17 protein-coding genes are annotated in these 17,093 nt (G+C 42.5%); 14 read left to right on the forward strand and 3 right to left on the reverse strand.

Features of this window, described 5'->3' with window-relative positions:
* The first annotated feature begins 71 nt into the window (after positions 1–71).
* Positions 72–2,423: an RNA polymerase recycling motor HelD gene (helD, locus tag CA598_RS05170; RefSeq protein ID WP_094875689.1), complete on the forward strand. Its 2,352-nt coding sequence runs from the start codon at positions 72–74 to the stop codon at positions 2,421–2,423.
* A gap of 133 nt (positions 2,424–2,556) precedes the next feature.
* A complete protein-coding gene (bcbE, locus tag CA598_RS05175; RefSeq protein WP_094875690.1) occupies positions 2,557–3,870 on the forward strand; it encodes a bacillibactin exporter BcbE in 1,314 nt (437 codons plus the stop codon).
* 55 nt (positions 3,871–3,925) lie between these two features.
* Here bcbE and fsa read toward each other — a convergent pair whose 3' ends face one another.
* On the reverse strand, positions 3,926–4,573 hold the full coding sequence (fsa, locus tag CA598_RS05180) for a fructose-6-phosphate aldolase (RefSeq protein ID WP_094875692.1): 648 nt from the start codon (positions 4,571–4,573) through the stop codon (positions 3,926–3,928).
* Between the two features lie 235 nt (positions 4,574–4,808).
* Between fsa and CA598_RS05185 the strand changes: the two genes are divergently transcribed.
* The 8 genes from CA598_RS05185 (at position 4,809) to CA598_RS05220 (ending at position 12,935) form a co-directional block, all read left to right on the forward strand.
* Positions 4,809–5,261 carry a hypothetical protein gene (locus tag CA598_RS05185; RefSeq protein WP_143812388.1) on the forward strand — a complete coding sequence of 151 codons (453 nt, stop codon included), beginning with the start codon at positions 4,809–4,811 and terminating at the stop codon, positions 5,259–5,261.
* A gap of 77 nt (positions 5,262–5,338) precedes the next feature.
* The gene (locus CA598_RS05190; protein WP_256990359.1) at positions 5,339–5,821 is read left to right on the forward strand and encodes a GNAT family N-acetyltransferase; all 483 of its coding nucleotides are present in this window, start codon (positions 5,339–5,341) and stop codon (positions 5,819–5,821) included.
* A gap of 38 nt (positions 5,822–5,859) precedes the next feature.
* Complete coding sequence (gene rpiA / locus CA598_RS05195) at positions 5,860–6,540, forward strand: ribose-5-phosphate isomerase RpiA (RefSeq protein ID WP_143812389.1); 681 nt, start codon at positions 5,860–5,862, stop codon at positions 6,538–6,540.
* Complete coding sequence (locus tag CA598_RS05200) at positions 6,537–7,016, forward strand: VanZ family protein (protein ID WP_094875697.1); 480 nt, start codon at positions 6,537–6,539, stop codon at positions 7,014–7,016. Before rpiA ends, CA598_RS05200 begins: the two co-directional genes overlap by 4 nt.
* A 3-nt stretch (positions 7,017–7,019) precedes the next feature.
* Positions 7,020–7,460 (forward strand): GNAT family N-acetyltransferase, encoded by a 441-nt coding sequence (locus CA598_RS05205; protein ID WP_094875698.1) that lies wholly within the window; start codon positions 7,020–7,022, stop codon positions 7,458–7,460.
* 174 nt (positions 7,461–7,634) lie between these two features.
* Complete coding sequence (locus CA598_RS05210) at positions 7,635–8,090, forward strand: MarR family winged helix-turn-helix transcriptional regulator (RefSeq protein ID WP_094875700.1); 456 nt, start codon at positions 7,635–7,637, stop codon at positions 8,088–8,090.
* Positions 8,087–11,248, forward strand: a complete 3,162-nt coding sequence (locus CA598_RS05215; RefSeq protein WP_094875702.1) for an MMPL family transporter — start codon at positions 8,087–8,089, stop codon at positions 11,246–11,248. Before CA598_RS05210 ends, CA598_RS05215 begins: the two co-directional genes overlap by 4 nt.
* A 286-nt stretch (positions 11,249–11,534) precedes the next feature.
* On the forward strand, positions 11,535–12,935 hold the full coding sequence (locus tag CA598_RS05220; RefSeq protein WP_094875716.1) for a lytic polysaccharide monooxygenase: 1,401 nt from the start codon (positions 11,535–11,537) through the stop codon (positions 12,933–12,935).
* 92 nt (positions 12,936–13,027) lie between these two features.
* On the opposite strand, the gene CA598_RS05225 is transcribed toward CA598_RS05220, so the two are convergent.
* Entirely contained in the window at positions 13,028–13,699 is a 672-nt protein-coding gene (locus CA598_RS05225; protein ID WP_094868584.1) for a tetratricopeptide repeat protein, read from the reverse strand.
* Positions 13,700–14,089: 390 nt separating this feature from the next.
* Here CA598_RS05225 and CA598_RS05230 point away from each other — a divergent pair, with 390 nt between their 5' ends.
* The 3 genes from CA598_RS05230 (at position 14,090) to CA598_RS32120 (ending at position 16,008) form a co-directional block, all read left to right on the forward strand.
* A complete protein-coding gene (locus CA598_RS05230; protein ID WP_094868585.1) occupies positions 14,090–14,683 on the forward strand; it encodes an LOG family protein in 594 nt (197 codons plus the stop codon).
* A 120-nt stretch (positions 14,684–14,803) separates the two neighbouring features.
* The gene (locus CA598_RS05235) at positions 14,804–15,697 is read left to right on the forward strand and encodes a polysaccharide deacetylase family protein (protein ID WP_094875704.1); all 894 of its coding nucleotides are present in this window, start codon (positions 14,804–14,806) and stop codon (positions 15,695–15,697) included.
* 146 nt (positions 15,698–15,843) lie between these two features.
* Positions 15,844–16,008, forward strand: coding sequence for a hypothetical protein (locus CA598_RS32120; RefSeq protein ID WP_179281484.1), 165 nt, complete (start codon positions 15,844–15,846; stop codon positions 16,006–16,008).
* Positions 16,009–16,079: 71 nt separating this feature from the next.
* On the opposite strand, the gene CA598_RS05240 is transcribed toward CA598_RS32120, so the two are convergent.
* A complete protein-coding gene (locus CA598_RS05240; RefSeq protein WP_042126976.1) occupies positions 16,080–16,292 on the reverse strand; it encodes a hypothetical protein in 213 nt (70 codons plus the stop codon).
* A gap of 182 nt (positions 16,293–16,474) precedes the next feature.
* Here CA598_RS05240 and CA598_RS05245 point away from each other — a divergent pair, with 182 nt between their 5' ends.
* Positions 16,475–17,068, forward strand: a complete 594-nt coding sequence (locus CA598_RS05245) for a manganese efflux pump (RefSeq protein ID WP_094875705.1) — start codon at positions 16,475–16,477, stop codon at positions 17,066–17,068.
* The last annotated feature ends 25 nt before the right edge of the window (positions 17,069–17,093 follow it).

Raw genomic sequence — 17,093 nt, forward strand, 5'->3', positions numbered from 1 at the left:
AACCTTGTGATGTGCAACATATAAGCTTAAGGGTTATGTTCAGGGTGAAACTCCAAAGGGGATGAAATGTAGTGGAGAATCATGAAATTGAATGGAAAGAGGAACAGCAGCGGGTTGACGGAGTGACTAAGCTTTTGTCTGCCCATATCCGGCGATTATCTGAGGAGCTTGGACTCCATCGCAGTGATGTGGTGGATATGCGTAAAGATTTCTGGGAAGAGGTAACGGTAAACTTCAGTAGTCCAGATGATTTAGGGGAAACTTCAACAAGTCTGCGCCAACAATCCCAAATCTTGAATGAACGTGAACGCCATCATTTACAGTCGAGCAAGGCTTTAAAAAAATATAAAAAGCTGCTCGTTTCTCCTTACTTTGGGCGTATTGACTTTACAGAAGCACCAAATGGAGAAACGGAAAAGATTTATCTAGGGATTGGATCCTTGATGGAGGATGATGGCACCTTCTTGATCTATGACTGGCGTGCGCCTATTTCGAGCTTATATTATGATGGTGCTCCTGGCCCAGCAGCTTATGAAACACCCGGTGGACTTGTTTCCGGTACAATGAATCTTAAGCGTCAGTTTGTGATTTCTGATGGTGTCATTGAAGTTATGTTTGATACTGGGGTAACGATCGGTGACGAGCTTTTACAGCAAGTGCTTAGCCATAGTGCCGATGATCGAATGAAGAGTATTGTAGCTACCATCCAGAAAGAGCAAAATGCGATTATCCGCAACGACAAAAGCCGAATGCTGGTTGTTCAGGGTGCCGCAGGGAGCGGGAAAACCTCTGCAGCATTGCAGCGGGTAGCTTATCTTTTGTATAAATACCGTGAAGTTCTGCAAGCTGACCAGATGTTGTTGTTCTCACCGAACCCGCTGTTTAATAGCTATGTTTCAACCGTGCTTCCAGAGCTAGGTGAAGAAAATATGCAACAAACCACTTTTCAAATGTATCTTGAGCATCGTTTAGGACATGAATTCCAGCTGGAAGATGTCTTTAGTCAGACAGAAAACCTATTGAATGCCCCTGATGGTCCTGAAGTGGGTATACGCAGAGAAGGCATCGCTTATAAATCATCCGTACCTTTTCTCGATGTGATTCGTCGGTATGCTACGATGCTGGAACATGAGGGCATGCTGTTCAAGCCTTTAATGTTTCAAGGTAGAGCGGTAGTCAGTAAAGAAGAAATGGAACGTCATTTCTATGCCTATGATCCCACCATTAAGCTTGCGAACCGCGTAGACTTAATGACACGCTGGTTACTGAAGAAGATTGCTGATTTTAGTCATGAGGAAAGAAACGCTTCATGGGTTGAAGATCAAATTGAGCTATTGGACTCCAGTGATTACCATCGTGCATATCAGATGTTACGACGTAAGAAGAAAGCCACGCAGGATAGTTTTGATGATTTTGATACTGAAAAAGAAGTGTTATCCCGGTATGTAGTCAGCCAACGCTTAAAACCACTGCGCGGATGGACTAAACGAGGCCGTTTTGTGGATGTTAAGGGGTTGTACAGTGCGCTGTTTACGGATCGTGAGCTTATGGAACGTCTAAATGGTGTTAATTCTCTGCCGGAAATCTGGGATGAGATCTGTGAGCAAACACTAAAATCAATCGCAGTAAACGAGCTTGCCTACGAAGATGCTACACCATTCCTTTATTTGAAGGAGTTAAGCCAAGGCTTCCGTACCAATACGCTGATTCGTCATGTGATTGTGGATGAAGTACAAGACTACTCACCTTTCCAATTAGAATTCATGCGCCGTTTATTTCCAAGGGCAAAAATGACCGTATTGGGTGATCTGAATCAGGCGATCTATGCACAAGGTGAGGTGCTCGGTGATTTGTCTAGTTTGGTAAGCATTTATGGGGAAGAAAACACAGAAGTGATCTCGTTAACCCGAAGCTATCGCTCCACTTTTGAGATTGTAGAATTTACGCGTTCAATGATTCCTGGAGGGGAAAGAATTGTGCCGTTTAATCGAAGAGGAGAAGAGCCTCAGCTAAGTGTGGTGTCTAGTGAGGATGAGCTTCTGGATGCAGTTGAAATGGATATCCGGAATTTGCAATCCAAGGGGTACCATTACGTGGCTGTCATCTGTAAAACAGCAGAAGAAAGCGCAAGAGTTCATGATGAACTACATAGTAGGCTACCCGTAAGGCTCGTTACGAAAGAAACGCCGAATTTCCAGAAGGGAACATTGGTGTTACCTGCTTACTTAGCTAAAGGTGTGGAGTTTGATGCTGTCATCATCTATGATGGTTCAGCTGAACGATATGGCAGAGAAAGTGAGCGTAAACTGTTCTATACAGCTTGCACTCGAGCAATGCACTTGCTGCATATTTTTAGTCTAGGAGAACCAAACCGGTTTCTTCCATCTGTAAAAGCAAAGACCATGATAACAAATTCGCTGTAAAGCCCAATTTTCTGATCATAAGATCGTCCTTTCGCATTGGCGGAGGACGGTCTTTTTATATGTATGAATAAAGAGGGATGAACAAACCACAATATAGAGAGTCGTCGCAAACAATGACAAAGGTGGTCAGTTCATGAAGGAAAGAAAATGGGATCTGCTTGCACTGGCATCCATTCCACTAATTATGACCCTCGGTAACTCCATGCTGCTCCCTATTTTGCCGCAGATATCTAAAGAACTAGGCATTAGTTCTTTTCAGGTGAGTATGCTGATTACTGTTTATGGATTGATGGCTATCGTGATGATTCCTATTGCAGGGTACCTGTCTGACGCTTATGGACGAAAAAAGGTGATTCTTCCGAGTCTAATCATTGCTGCTATTGGTGGAGTCGTCTGCGTGGTGGCGGCTTGGTTTATGAAGGGCGTTAGCGCCTATTGGGTCATTCTGGCCGGACGTTTGTTACAAGGGATAGGTGCAGCTGGTGCTTTTCCTATTGTGCTGCCCTTCGTTGGTGATTTATTCAAGGAAGAAGAGGATGTAAGCAAAAGTCTGGGAATTATTGAAACCTCTAATACCTTTGGTAAAGTACTCAGTCCGATCCTTGGTGCTTATCTTGGAATATGGCTCTGGTTTGCACCTTTTATCGCTATTCCTGTTCTATGTCTAATTTCATTTGCTTTAGTTCTGTTTCTAGTTCGAAAGCCGGAAGCGAAGGAACAACCTGAGAAACAGGGGATAAGAGAATTTTTATCCGGAATTATGAGCATTTTGCGTGAAAAAGGACGATGGTTGTATGCTATTTTTGCCATAGGCGGTATCTGTATGTTTGTAACCTTTGGCGTTCAATTCTATTTATCGGAAATGCTGGAATCTAAATTTAATATGCATGGCGCAATGAAGGGATTTGTGCTGGCAATACCATTAGCCTTGTTATGTCTGTCTTCATATGGAACAGGAAAGATCATTGGTCAGAACAAAACGCTAATGAAATGGCTGGGCTTTGGAGGTATGGTATTACTAACTGCAGCAATGATCTTTGCGGGGTTCAATAAAGGTATTTACTTCTTAGTCGGGTTTATGGGCTTAGGTTGTGTCGGAATCGGGATTGTGCTTCCTTGTATGGATGCTTTAATCACGGAGGGAATTGAAAAAGAGAACAGCGGTACGATAACCGCTCTCTACAGCAGTATGAGGTTTATAGGGGTAGCCGCAGGACCGCCAGTGGTATCGCTGTTGTTAAGCAGTGGCCATTGGGTATTATTCGCATTGATGGCAACAGTCGGCGCAATTGGTGGTTTGCTGACCTTATTTGCAGTAACGCCAAGCAAGGGGAGCAAGGGAGAATCTGGCGTGAAAGAAAAGGAGCCGGACAATCCGCGCCTTTTGTCAAATCGTGTTCGTCAGACTTCTGCAAGGAATTTAGATGGAAAAAAGAGCTATCCTTAAGCTACGTTGCCGTAGCTTGCAGGATAGCCCTTTGATAAAAGAATGAAAGACAATCTTAAGCTTGTGGTACGGATTCCCAATCCTTCAGGAAGCGTTCGATACCGTTATCTGTCAGCGGATGCTTCCAGAGGGTAGGCAGGAGCGATCCTGGGATGGTAGCAATGTGAGCACCAGCAAGAGCGGCTTGCTCAACATGCGCAATGTTACGGATGGATGCTGCAATAATTTCGGAAGTCATACCGTAGTTAGTTAGGATGGTCTTCAGATCCTTGATCAGCTTCATTCCGTCAACACCGATATCATCCAGACGTCCTACGAAAGGAGAAATATAAGTTGCGCCTGCTTTTGCAGCCATCAAGCCTTGAGCCGCTGAGAAGACAAGCGTTACGTTAGTTTTGATACCTTTTTTTGTAAGCTCATAACAAGCTTCCAAGCCATCTTCAGTCATAGGGAGTTTAATGACAACGTTTGGAGCCCACTCAGCAATTTCATATGCTTCTTTAAGCATTTCTCCTGCTGTAAGTCCGATTACTTCTGCGCTTACTGGACCTGGAACGATGGCTACGATTTCTTTGATAACATCTTTAAACAATCTTCCTTCTTTAGCGATGAGTGACGGGTTAGTCGTTACGCCATCCACTAGTCCGAGGCGAGTAATACGTTTGATCTCTTCAATATTTCCGGTGTCCAAGAAAAACTTCATTTTAAGTTTCCTCCCTTGATTTCCATATGGATTGACAAACAATATTCATATTTTCATTATGAGACATGTCAAACGAAGTTTCAACTGTTATTTTGAATATTTCAAAATAACTTTATAGATTGAATATCGCTTACACTTGTTAAAGTGTTGATAATATAGGATTGGTCTATGCAGTTATCCATGATAATATATAATCGGTATTGTTATTATGGAGTATTGGGTGGGACGTGATGAAATGTACTCGATATTAGTTATTTTGCTTGTGCTCGTGTTGTCAGTTGCCGGATTCTTGGCCTACCAGAACAGCAAATTGGTATCTAATCAGAAAAAATTAGGAGCTTTATCACGCAATCCTTCACTAATGTATTCTATCTTTGACCAATCTTGCACTGCTAGTGTGGAAGATCCAGACGTAATTCCTTTAGTTCAATACACAGTTTTTGTGGAGTCCAGCGGGCAGGCCGTTGTGAATAAGCCTTTAGCAATCATTAATTTATGTAGAGTAAGTGCGGGTAGAGGCAATCTAGTTCTCGCTGATGTCGAACGTGGTCTGCTGGAGTACATTAAATTGACAGCCCCCTCAGATGCTTTCATTGAGCATAAAGCTTACTTACATAGGGCTGCTAACCACGCTGAAAAAGAGATGATCCTAAATTTAGAGGATGTAGTGAAATTGCAATATACATAAGACAGAATGAAGAATATTGATTTTTTCGGCTGCAAGAAGGATAATACGAAATTGGATACAAGAAAAGAGGAAATAGAGTGCCACCCGTAACGGAAGTGAAATTTGAAGTGGTTGATCCAGAGAACGCTGATTTAAGAGCGCTAATTACGTTTCTGGATGAGGAACTGAAGATGCGTTATCCGCATGAGATGATCTATGTTGTTGATTTCGAGGATCCCAAAGTAAAAGGAATGACTTTCGTAGTAGCATACTTAAACGGAACACCAGTGGGCTGTGGCGGGCTTCGTCCACTGGATTATATCGGAATAGAGATTGCAACGATGGAGTTGAAGCGCTTTTATGTAGATTCTAGTTATCGTAAAATGGGCTTAGCTACAAATATGCTGTTATTCCTTGAAGAACAAGCAATAGCGGCGGGGTTCAAGGAGATCAGCTTGGAGACAGGAATCAAGCAGCCAGAAGCGATTGCGCTTTACATTAAGCATGGCTACCAACCGATTGATTTATTTGGACCCTACATAGGTGATCCGGATAGTCTTTGTTACGGCAAAATACTATAGAACTTTATAATGGATAACATGGGGGTATTAAAATGAGTATCAACGTTAAACAACTAGCAGCTGAAAAAGCAGTGGAATATGTAGAAGATGGAATGAAGGTAGGTCTGGGTACGGGATCAACTGCCTACTGGGCAATCCGCAAGCTCGGTGAACGAGTCAGTGAAGGCTTGAAAATTACCGCAGTAGCTACTTCACGAGCTTCCGAAGAGCAAGCACGAGAGCTAGGGATTCCACTTGTTGCTTTTGGTGATATTGATAGTCTGGACCTAACCATTGACGGGGCGGACGAGCTAGACAGCAGTCTGCAACTAATTAAAGGCGGCGGCGGCGCTTTGCTTCGTGAGAAGATTGTAGCTAGTAATAGTACCCGAATGATTGTGATTGCCGATGAAGGTAAAGTTGTAAACACGCTGGGAAAATTTCCGTTGCCGGTGGAAATCGTTCCTTTCGCGTGGGAATGGACTGTGGCAGAGCTTGCCAAACTGGGTTGCCAACCTGAATTGCGTCGCAGCGGAGAAGAGTTGTACAAGACGGATAATGGCAATTACATTGCAGACTGCCGATTTGAAGCGATAGAAGCTGCACCAAAGCTTGCGCTGACCATCCAAAACATCCCGGGTGTTGTAGATCATGGCCTATTTATTGGAATTGCAGCGATGGCGATCGTAGGTAAACTTGATGGAAGTATCGAAATTATTGAAGCTCAGCCTAAGAATTGATTAACCGTAGACATAAAGAAACTTACCGTTCATGGCCGCTAAAAGGATTGACACGGGTAGTGCTAACTCTGTATAGTGCTACTGTTATCTATTGGATGTTTATCGGATTTGGACGTGAGGTACATACCGGAGGTCCTCTTCAGTATAATCTGGTTCCATTTCGCACGGTGTCACTTTATTTCAACTTGGATAACGGTTTATCACTTATCAATCGGCTAGTAAATTTGCTAGGAAATGTTGTAGTTTTTATTCCATTTGGTTTTCTTTCGCCATTAGTAAAGGTACGTCCGGTTTCTTGGCTTAGGATTTCGCTCTATGCTGTCCCTTGTATACTGCTTTTGGAGTGCTTGCAAATGCTGCTGCATGTGGGAAGCTTCGATATCGATGATTTACTTTTAAACATGCTGGGTGTGTGGACAGGCTACGGATTGTTTCGAGTGATTAGCTGTAGAAGGAACAAAGAAGGAGAAATGTGAAGAATGTTGATTGATCTTAAACCCCTCATTGGTACACCTGAGGTGAATGAGCTGCTGACTTATGCGGTCATAGATGATCCGAATGCTCTACAGCAGACTTCGTCTGAGTATAGCGAACAAGCCGCGCTAAATTTATATGGCTGGGAAGAGGAAGAATTACTGCTTGGTCTTGTAGGCTTTGAAGAAACAGAAGATGGTTCTTTGGATATTCGGCATATTGCTGTATTGCCAGAGAACAGAGGAAAAGGTTATGCACGGGGAATGATTCTGGAGCTGCTTACTACGCGTCAGCCGCGTTATCTGGTAGCTGAAACAGAGGATGAGATTGCTGCAGATTTCTACCGTAGTCTTGGGTTCATGGTGTACAGCCTCGGCGAAAATGCAGCAGGCATTGAAACGCTGAGATGTGTTTATGAAGTAGAAGAGATCGAGGATGAGGAATAAACAGTTGTTAGAAGACATACAATGGCAGGTCGAGATGAACTCTCGGCCTGTTTTTTTGTGGGATACATTTTAAATTATTCCTTAGAATTGTAAAGTTGACTTTTGAAATAAATAGGATTATAGTTTGACAATGAAACTGTTCTACAGTTGAACTATATTTGGAGGTAGGAAGCTTTGGAAGATGAAGTTCAGCATTGGATTAACCGTTATATGGATGCTTATATGATGGTGACTCGACAAGTAGCCGCAAGAATTAAAGATAGCATTGCTGCAGATACAACGAATGATCAGTATCAAATTCTGCGTCTGATTAATGCTCAGGAACAATGTACGTCTACATATCTGGCAGAAACTTTTTGCGTGGGTAAAAGCTCCATTACAGCAATAATCAACAGACTGGTGCAAGCGGGCATTATCGAGCGAACCCGTGATGAGAATGATCGTCGTCAGGTGTATTTATCGATGTCAGAGCATGGTAAAAAAGTATTTGAAGCAGCTGAGTCGCAAGTACATGAAGTAGTGGCCCCGTATTTGTTTCATTTTGAAAAGAAGGATATTGAGACGTTCATCATGATGTTTGAGAAACTGGCAAGTCTAATTCAGAATGATAATGGAGGGAAGAGCCAATGAAGACGATTCTAAAAGCAAGATGGGCGGTTATCGCAATCTGGCTCGCTGTAGCGGTGGTGCTAGTGATGACGGCCCCGTCTTTCTCTGATCTTGTCCGTGAGAAGGGGCAGGTTACCGTTCCAGAGGGATACCCTTCATCTAGAGCAGCAGAAATCATGAAGGAAGCGTCAAGCGACAAGGGAGGCGAATCGCTCCATCAAGTAGCCCTTGTGTTCAATAACCCGAAGGGAATCGGAGTGGAAGAAACAGAAAGTATTCAACAAGGCGTTGAGAAGCTGGCTGCGAATAAGGAATCTCTGCAGTTAGATTCCATCACCGATCCTTTTTCACAAAGTGAGCTTAAAGATACACTGATTGCCAAAGATGGCAAGACCATTATGGTGGCGTTGTCCGTAAAAGGTGAAGGAGAGGCTGTTACTGCGCTGCCAGATAAAGTGGATGAGATGCTCTCAGGTGTTAAAGCAGATCATTATTTGACGAGTGAAGGTCTGATTACAGAGGATATGATTGCTAGCTCAGAAGCAGGGCTAAAGAAGTCGGAGTATATTACAGTTGTCTTTATCCTACTTATTCTATTCGTCGTGTTTCGTTCGTTCGTAGCGCCTTTTGTACCGCTGCTGACAGTGGGTATCAGCTATATTGTATCCCAATCTGTCGTGGCTTTTTTGGTGGACCGTTATGATTTTCCTTTATCTACCTTTACTCAAATCTTTATGGTTGCAGTCATGTTCGGAATTGGTACGGATTACTGTATTTTGCTGATCAGTCGCTTTAAAGAAGAATTGATGACCGCAGAAGATACTAAAAGTGCAATCATTGCAACTTATCGAAAAGCTGGAGGAACGGTGTTCTATTCGGGCTTAGCAGTGTTTGTAGGTTTTGTAGCGATTGGGTTATCGAAATTTATTCTTTATCGTTCAGCAGTAGCTGTTGCAGTTGGTATTGCAGTTATGCTATTGGCACTTGTGACGATTGTTCCATTCTTTATGGCTGTTCTAGGCAAAAAGCTATTCTGGCCCTCCCGTGGCAAGTTGGAGCATAGTGAGAGCCGTATTTGGGGATGGGCAGGTTCTTTTTCTTTAAAAAGACCGTGGGCCGCTCTTCTAATTGTTGCAGTAATCGTAGCCCCTTTCTTAGTTACCTATAGCGGTAAGCTGTCCTTTAACAGCCTGGAGGAAATTGGTTCAGAATATGCTTCGGTAAAAGGTTTTAATATTATTTCAGAGAGCTTCGGACCAGGTGAATCGATGCCTGGCAAGATCGTAATCAAGAATGATGATCGTATGGACAATTCAGAATATCTGGGACTTGCGGAGAAAATTAGCCGCGAGCTGGAAAAAGTGGATAGTGTAAAATCTGTTCGGAGTATGTCCCGTCCAACAGGTGAGCTGATTAGTGATTTCTTGATTCCGAATCAGGTGGGTACTCTTTCTGCTGGACTGGACCAGAGTAATGAAGGACTGACCAAGATTCAAACCGGCTTGTCTGAAGCCAGTAAACAGCTTAGCGATAATGCTCCGAAACTTACAGAGGCTGTTGCAGGAAGTGCTAAGCTGACAGAGGGCACAGCTGATCTCAAAGATGGAATCGTTGCTTTAGGTGCTGGGCTCACCCAGATTGAGAGCGGGATTAAGAGTGGCTCAGCGGGTGCGGGAGAGATCAAAGCCGGTCTTCAGCAGGCAGCAACAAGTGCTAAACAATTAGCAGATGCAAATGCGAAGTTACTTGAGGGCTATAAAAAAATCGGTGGTGGCTTAACCCAGCTGGGTGAAGGACTCGGGCAGCTTCCGAAGCAGCTGCAAGGGGTAGCAGAGGCATTAAAAGGACTGGACGGTTCCTTTGCTGGCCTTGAGAGCAGTTATCCGGAAATGGTTCAGGATGTAAATTATTTGACGATCAAAGGTACAGTAGCACAAAGTGGTACGGGTGCAGCACAGCTAGCAGCCGGCCTTGGTCAGGTTTCAGAACAGCTTAAAGGTGCAGCTACTGGTTTAAATGAGGCGAATGCCGGTTATGCCAAAGCTGCAGCTGGGCAAACCGCGCTCGCACAAGGCTTAGCTAAGCTTGTAGCTGGAATCGGTCAGCTGCAAGCTGGACTCGATCAGGCGGCAGCAGGTCAAGGGCAGATCGTAGATAAGATTCCATCTATCACAAGTGGTCTTGACCAATTGCAAGGCGGACAGAAGCAGCTTGCAGATGGTTTTGGTGAATTGACAGGTCAGATTGGAGCCTTAACCACTGGACTAAGCGATAGTGCTGATGGATTGAAGCAAATTACAAGCGGTCTGGGCTCGGCACAAGAATACTTGAATCAGATTCAAGCGGCTAAGGATGAAGAACTGAGCGGATTCTTCGTACCAGCTGAGGCACTTAAAGCTGAAGGTATAAAGCAGGTATTTGATACGTACTTGTCTGATGACCGTAAGGTGATGACGTTGGACGTGGTATTCACAGAGAATCCATACAGCTCAGAGGCTATAGATAGTGTGGGTGATATTCAAAAAGCAGTAGATCGCGCAGTTAAAGGTACGAAGCTTGAAAATGCTGAAACAGCTATTAGCGGGGTTACAAGCAGTCAAAGCGATTTGCGGAACATTTCCAATGAAGACTATACGCGTACAGTAATCTTGATGCTGAGCGGTATTTTCATCATATTAGTGTTGCTGCTTCGTTCAATCGTAATGCCGATTTACCTTATCATTTCACTTTTGATCACTTACTTTTCAGCGTTGGGCGTTACAGAGGCTATTTTCGTTAATCTTCTGCACTATGAAGGGATTACCTGGACGACACCATTCTTTAGTTTTGTTATGCTGATTGCACTAGGTGTGGATTATAGCATTTTCTTAATGGCCCGGTTTAACGAAAATAAAACATGGGAGGTAAAAGAAGCGATTCTACACGCTATGCGCAATATGGGTACAGTAATCCTTTCAGCTGTAGTTATTCTGGGTGGTACCTTCGCTTCGATGTATCCTTCTGGAGTATTGTCGATGATGCAGATTGCTACAGTGGTGCTCGTAGGATTGGCCTTGTATGCTTTAATCTTCCTGCCGTTCTTTGTCCCTGTAATGGTACGGATCTTCGGCCGAGGAAATTGGTGGCCATTTTCGGTTAAACAGAGTGGAGAAGCTAACAAGCAGGATTTAAATATGTAAATGGGACTATACCCCATTTATGAATCAGAAGTCATAACAAGTTGTTTTTTTGCAGCCAGCCACCGATATATTTATCGGTGGCTGGCTGTTTATTTGAGTAGAATGAATCGTTTCGATGGGGCATTATTAGCAGGGAGAACTACTAATCCGTTCAATTGTCATGGGTCTTTTATCCATTGTCGTTTGGTTCTTTAGGTTATTGTTATTATGTTTTCTGAAAATTATAATAACATTGGATTCGTTTTCAATGTCTTCAAATTACAACTAGAAAGCGAGATGATGAATGATGAAAGTAAACATGAAGAACAGCAGTATCGCAAAGAAGGTCGCTCCATTTGTTATCACAGCGGGGGTTATTGCCGGAGTAGGACTTATCGATACCGATAAAGCGTTAGGACACGGTTATGTATCCGAACCAGCAAGTCGTGCGAAGCTTGGTGCAGCGAATAATGTGGGTTCTGTTCAATATGAGCCACAGAGTCTAGAGGCACCAAAGGGCTTCCCACTGGCGGGTCCTGCAGACGGGAAGATTGCATCTGCGGGTGGCATGTTCGGAGGAATTCTGGATCAGCAATCCAGTGATCGCTGGATTAAGCACGATATGGTTGGCGGAGTAAATGACATCACGTGGTATCTTACAGCACAACATAGAACAACAAAATGGCATTACTACATTACGAAAAAAGGTTGGAATCCTAATGCGCCAATTAAACGTTCCGATTTAGAGCTTATTGGAACTTTTGAGAATGGCGGTAAACAGCCAGAGCGTTCTGTGACACATAAAGTAAATGTCCCAACTGACCGCAGTGGATACCATGTTATTTTGGCGGTATGGGATATTGATGATACGGCGAATGCCTTCTACCAAGTCATTGATGTGAATCTAAAGAACGGTGAATCAGGACCTGGGGTTCAACCAGACACGGAGAAGCCGTCAACGGTAACAGGGTTACACACGATGAATGTAGAATCGGGCAGTGTAGAGCTTATGTGGAATGCTGCAACAGATAACTTAGGCGTAGATCATTACATGATTTATCGCGGGGATAGCGTCGGTATAGCGAAACGAATCGGAACATCCTCAACAACGAGCTTTAAAGACATTACTGTAGAACCAGGTAAAATTTATACATATTATATTGTTGCGGTGGATCGTGCAGGGAACACGTCAGGCGGAGGTAATATTATTGTTGTTAGCACACCAAACCCGGAAGTGGTTATACCTCCAGTGGAAACACCAGATACTGTGAAGCCTTCGATGGTTGAGGGGCTGCATACCATGTCAGTGAAGCACAATAGTGTTAATTTAATGTGGAATGCCGCCCAAGATAATGTAGGTGTTGATCATTATGTTGTGTATCGAGATGGTATTGAATTGACCCAAACTAAGGGAACTTCCTTTACGGATTTAACGGTGCAAGCTTCCACTACATACAATTATCATGTGAGAGCTGTAGACGCTGCTGGTAATATTTCAGACAAGAGCTCTTTGTATACAGTCACAACCCTTGTGAAACCCGTATTACCAGATGTAGCAGCTTGGAATGCCACCGGGTTGTACATTGTAGGAACAAAAGTTGAATACAAGGGTAACGTTTATGAAGCTCGAGTGACATTTAGAAGTTTCGGTGATACCAACTGGAATCCGGAGTCGGCATTATCGCTTTGGAAATTAGTGACGAACTAATAACATCGTTTTCCCTAATTTATTATAAAAAATGGAGATCATTTCTGATAATCAGAAGTGATCTCCATTTTTGGGTTAAGGAATGGTCAAGTTTATTTCATCTTGGCGAAAAAGCTGCGCAACGCCCAACCGCGCTCCTGCCGTTTTTTATATTTAGGGAGTGAACGATAAACAGCGGTGGATTCTTCGAAAGCTCGTTTTGCATCCTCTGATCTGCCAAGCGCTTTATACATCGAGCCAGCTAGATAATACGCCTCAGAAGAAGAAGACTGGATTTCTTGATACTGAGTAACGTAATGTAATGCTTTATCATGATTCGTATGGCGGAAGGTTTCCGCTAACCAAAGATACGGCTGTCCATATTGAGCCTTACGGTTGATCTCCAGACCGCGAAGCGTCTGTGCCTCGCCTTCCTCCAAAGCACCAAGTTTTAGATTCACATGTCCAAGTTCTACCCAATATTCGGCAGATTGTTCATAACGATCCTCGATTTGAAGTAGGAGATCCTTCGCTTCCCTGTATTTTTTACGTTCTGCCAAACTCCGCGCTAAATCAAATTTGGATGAAACATCATTTGGATTTAAAGAAATGGTTGTACGTAGCTTGGAAATTTGACGCATTCTTTTGAAGGGCTTTGTAATGCTGGGGAAGATACCCACATATCGCCGATCCAAGAAATACAAGATAAGAAGCAGGATAATAATAGCCAGAAAAGGGTTGCCCACTAATCTGAAGAGCAGTAAAACACCTATAAATTTAAGCATAACTTCCCTCCATAATCATTTGGTTCCGGTATTACGATTGAAAAGGTAGATCTAAGGCAGCTAATTATACCATAATTCAAAGCAATCTGAATCCCGGGGTTTAAAAATAATACAACTTTGAGCAGCTTAATAGCGTCTTGGTGTAAGATGAATAATAATTACAATAATATCATAAGAAGGGAAAATCAAGACGAACTTATTAACAAGGAAACTACGGATGATTAGTTTAGCTGTTTGTTCTACTTTTATAGCTGTAATGATCCTCCCGCAAGCGAAAAGTGAGGTTCCAACAAAAAGATAACTTTCATTTAACACTTATTTTAATATTCTAAGGTACAATTAGTGAATTAATCTCAATTGAACCATAATAACCAGTCTGGAGTGATAGGTATGGCTTTTACAATATGTGTGTTCGCCGGATCGAATCCAGGTCTTAACTCAGAATATACGGAAATGGCTAGAGAATTGGGTTATCATATAGCTGCACAAGGGTGTAGGCTGGTTTATGGAGGCTCAAGAAATGGCCTTATGGGACAGGTAGCCGACGGAGTGTTATCCAATGGCGGAGAAGTCGTTGGGATCATGCCAGTGGATCTTTTTAAAGATGAAATCAGGCATTCTGGGTTAACGAATCTGATTGAGGTCTCTAGTATGCATGAACGTAAGGCCATTATGAGCGGTATGGCTGATGCGTTTATTGCCCTGCCGGGAGGTCTTGGAACCTTTGATGAGTTATTTGAAATCCTATGCTGGATGCAGATCGGGATTCATCAGAAACCGATAGGGCTGCTGAATATAAGAGGCTATTTTAATCCACTGCTAGCCATGATCAGTCATAGTGTAAGTGAAGGGTTCGCTCCTAAACATGCAATGAAAATGTTAGATATGAACGCTGATCCCGAATATTTGCTTGAACTGATGAGAGGTCAAGTTGATCATAGTAATAAAGGTCTTGGGAACGCTAGATTTCCTTCACAGCGCTAGATTTAAGCTTCCACGGCTCTAAGGAGCGATTGAACGCTTTACACAGTAAGGACGCAAACACTTCACGGTGTTTACGTCCTTATTTTTTAAATAAATCATTCATTAATAGGGGGTAGGTTCATGATTCAAAAATTAGGCTTTGCGGCTGACGAGCGCTTGTTAATTATTAATGCAGACGATTTTGGAATCACTAAAGGAACTAATGAAGCTATTGTTGATTTATTTGAAAAAAAAGCTATAACATCCACATCTATTATGATGCCTTGCCCAGACTCGAATGAAGCAATGGAGATAAGTAATTGTAGAGGAATAAAGAATATGGGTATTCATTTAACTTTAACAAGTGGCGAGCAGCATCCGTACAGGCCCGTATTCCAAAATAGGAATTTAAATAGTTTAATTACGGAGGAAGGGAATTTTCATATAGATGCCACACTTCTGGAAAGAAACGCTGCTGATGATGAGGTTAGAGTAGAGATAGAAGCGCAGATCCAAAGTGCAATTGTACATGGCATTGATCCAACTCATCTGGATAGTCACGGGGGAAGTATTATGGGATTATTTACCGGCCGAGATTTTTTAGAAATAACATTTGATCTATGTGAAAAGTACCGTCTACCCTTCAATTTACCTACTAGGATAGTAGAACAACCGTTTTTTAATATGGATCAATTGAGAAGGTTTAAAAAAAGAATTTCTTCAGCAAAAGAGAGGAGCATTCTACTAATCGATGATATAGTTTCTCTTCCTTATTGTATTAACCCCACTGCTACGTACAGTGAAATGAAAAAGGGATTAACTGAACGATTAAAGAATTTAAAGCCTGGAATAACCCAATTAACGATACATCCAGCTAAAATAACGGAGCAGTTAATAGCCTTAACGACATGTTATACAGAAAGAGAATTGGAATATCTTCTACTAAACGATATTGAAATTAAGCAAGTGATTATCAATGAGCAGATTACACTTATTTCGTGGACAGATATACGTGATATACAAAGATCTATTTAGAGAATTATAAAAAGGAATCATTATTCATTTTGTTTAATAAGAATGTGTTAAAATGGTTTGAACTTTGGAGAAGCTGGGTAAATACCCATAAGCAGTCTAGCAGAATTGCAAATTTCAGGAACGTCACGGAAGGAGTTTGAAATCCAATGAATGTGATCGTACATCATCTTATGGCTTACAATCATCAGTTTTTTAGACCTCAGCCCGTGGTCAATCCTAAGCAAGAGAGATCTAATAAGAAGAAGCAGAGTTTTCAGGAAGTGTTGGATGAGAAAATGAAAGTGTATGGAAAATACAGAATTATTAAGTAAAAGCTACTACATACGTCTGCTGAAAAAAGCCGGAATGCAGTGATCTTAGGGTCACTGTGTTCCGGCTTTTTTTAGGGTCTAACCTCAAAGAATTGGCAGCTCTTGCGGGAGTAGTAAGTCAGATCACTAACTCTGGACTGAATAACGACATCGAAATCAGTGAAGCGGACAACGGTTGCTCCTGAATTCACCAAATGATCGTCCTGAAAGACTCGGACAGGTAATTTTCGGTCAACGGCTTCTTGGAAATCACTGTCTGTAAACAGCGGGCGGTTAATCGGCATAGATATTAAACTCCTTTTGATCATTTAATGAAGGTAGAAATAAAAATAGTATACCTGCGGAAGCATGAAAAATCCAATATAAGAGTAGCTGACGAACATTTTATGAGCAACCTGTTTGGACAAAATTCTATGCGCCCACTTCAGACATAACATAGTTATGAATGTACTAAGGGGGTTTAAATATGCACTGGCTTTCCATCATTATTATTGGTCTGGCTTCAAATTTGGATAACTTAGGAATAGGCGTTTCCTTTGGCGCACGGTCTACAAAAATTACACCTCTCTCTAATCTGATCATTGCTGTTCTTTCAATGCTGGCTACATTCCTTTCAATTACCTCAGGAGAATATGTTTCAGAATATTTCTCGGAGGCACTTGGCAATGCCATTGGTGGCTGCTTGATTCTGTTTATGGGACTCTGGAGTATTAGAGCGGTGTATAAGAAACCAACTTCAAGTGTAAGCATGGATATAGAGGCCAATGTCCTCAGCACAGCTTCTACAGATACTGGCTATCGTCATGTCTTAAGATGGCAAGAATCGGTGTGGCTGGGTGTAGCGCTGGCTATCAATTGTATTGCTACAGGCTTTGGAGCAGGGATCAGCGGTGTGAACGCAACCTTCACAGCGATCTCAGTGGGTGCCTTTTCGTTTATCACTGTTGCTGCCGGAATGCAAATCGGGAATCGAATGTCCAAAACCTGGCTAGGCAAACATTCTGATCTTATCGGTGGATTGTTATTAGTAGGTATAGGTCTGTATGAAATATTTATTTAAGCTGATCTTGAGTTCGTAAGTATTT

The organism is Paenibacillus sp. VTT E-133291 (genome assembly GCF_002264395.1).
Lineage (GTDB): Bacteria > Bacillota > Bacilli > Paenibacillales > Paenibacillaceae > Paenibacillus_AQ > Paenibacillus_AQ nitricinens.

What these genes read in the sequence shown, in the direction of transcription:
- CA598_RS32120 (WP_179281484.1), top strand. Translation starts at nt 15,844, where the DNA reads ATGAATGTGATCGTACATCATCTTATGGCTTACAATCATCAGTTTTTT.
- CA598_RS05235 (WP_094875704.1), top strand. Translation starts at nt 14,804, where the DNA reads ATGATTCAAAAATTAGGCTTTGCGGCTGACGAGCGCTTGTTAATTATT.
- CA598_RS05185 (WP_143812388.1), top strand. Translation starts at nt 4,809, where the DNA reads ATGTACTCGATATTAGTTATTTTGCTTGTGCTCGTGTTGTCAGTTGCC.
- CA598_RS05240 (WP_042126976.1), bottom strand. Translation starts at nt 16,292, where the DNA reads ATGCCGATTAACCGCCCGCTGTTTACAGACAGTGATTTCCAAGAAGCC.
- fsa (WP_094875692.1), bottom strand. Translation starts at nt 4,573, where the DNA reads ATGAAGTTTTTCTTGGACACCGGAAATATTGAAGAGATCAAACGTATT.
- CA598_RS05245 (WP_094875705.1), top strand. Translation starts at nt 16,475, where the DNA reads ATGCACTGGCTTTCCATCATTATTATTGGTCTGGCTTCAAATTTGGAT.
- CA598_RS05230 (WP_094868585.1), top strand. Translation starts at nt 14,090, where the DNA reads ATGGCTTTTACAATATGTGTGTTCGCCGGATCGAATCCAGGTCTTAAC.
- CA598_RS05215 (WP_094875702.1), top strand. Translation starts at nt 8,087, where the DNA reads ATGAAGACGATTCTAAAAGCAAGATGGGCGGTTATCGCAATCTGGCTC.
- CA598_RS05220 (WP_094875716.1), top strand. Translation starts at nt 11,535, where the DNA reads ATGAAAGTAAACATGAAGAACAGCAGTATCGCAAAGAAGGTCGCTCCA.
- CA598_RS05205 (WP_094875698.1), top strand. Translation starts at nt 7,020, where the DNA reads ATGTTGATTGATCTTAAACCCCTCATTGGTACACCTGAGGTGAATGAG.
- CA598_RS05225 (WP_094868584.1), bottom strand. Translation starts at nt 13,699, where the DNA reads ATGCTTAAATTTATAGGTGTTTTACTGCTCTTCAGATTAGTGGGCAAC.
- bcbE (WP_094875690.1), top strand. Translation starts at nt 2,557, where the DNA reads ATGAAGGAAAGAAAATGGGATCTGCTTGCACTGGCATCCATTCCACTA.